1 protein-coding gene and 1 pseudogene are annotated in these 755 nt (G+C 66.6%); one reads left to right on the top strand and one right to left on the bottom strand.

Going from position 1 to position 755, the window contains the following annotated elements; translation table 11 throughout:
• A pseudogene (locus MOV74_RS39520) lies at positions 1-356 on the bottom strand (hypothetical protein); the annotation flags it as partial.
• A gap of 78 nt (positions 357-434) precedes the next feature.
• Here MOV74_RS39520 and MOV74_RS39515 point away from each other — a divergent pair.
• Positions 435-755 (top strand): hypothetical protein (locus tag MOV74_RS39515; RefSeq protein ID WP_246933037.1); only part of this gene is annotated, 321 nt, incomplete at its 3' end.

Genomic DNA, 755 nt, shown 5'->3' with positions numbered 1-755 from the left:
AGCGCCGCCCGGCTGCCAGCCTTCGCCATCCGCGCGTGCAGCGCGATGATGAAGGCGCGAAAGCCGTTGTCCTGCGGCGCCATCAGCGCCGCGGTCTGCCAGCTCGTCGACAGGATCGCGATACGGCGGCCACTGCTGTGACTGACGTCGGCGCGAAAGCGGTGCTGCTGCATCGACACAGGGCGAAACGACAGCCGGATCGCTCTGATCTCGTCATAAGGCCACAAGCCCGAGCGCCCGGCGATGTGCCACGAAAGCCCCTCCTCCGTCAGCTCGAAACGATGCGCCGAGCCGATCAGCGACGCCTTGTAGGCGTAGCTCGTGCCCGAAGCCGCCTCAGCTCCCGAATCCCGCATCTTCACAATCAATCCAATCCTGCAGTCCCGCCTGCGACCCGCTTGCGTGATCGCCCTCGCCCATCCTACAAGCGAGACATGGCTGAGACGATTTTTTTTCCGCGCCGCCTGATTCTCGGCGCCGCTATGATCTCAGGGGTGCTGCTCGCGCTCGCGGTGCACATGCTGGGCGCGCGCTACGGGCTCGACCTCGGCGGGCTCTGGCGCTCCAACTCGCATGAGTTCATCCCCGCCGGCGCGGCGATCGCGTGGTGGCTGATTGCCACGGTCGGCTTTTCCGGCGGCTATTTCACGGCGACGTTGATGCAGAGCGCCGTCTCCGGCCAGATCCCGCAGCGGATGCGGCAGTTCCTGATCGCGGTCGGCGTGCTCCTGCTTGCAGGCGCGGGCCAGGTGGCT

It is taken from the genome of Bradyrhizobium sp. SHOUNA76, assembly GCF_023006445.1.
Lineage (GTDB): Bacteria > Pseudomonadota > Alphaproteobacteria > Rhizobiales > Xanthobacteraceae > Bradyrhizobium.
Note: the sequence above shows the minus strand (reverse complement) of the source record. Positions and strands in the feature narration are given on the sequence as shown.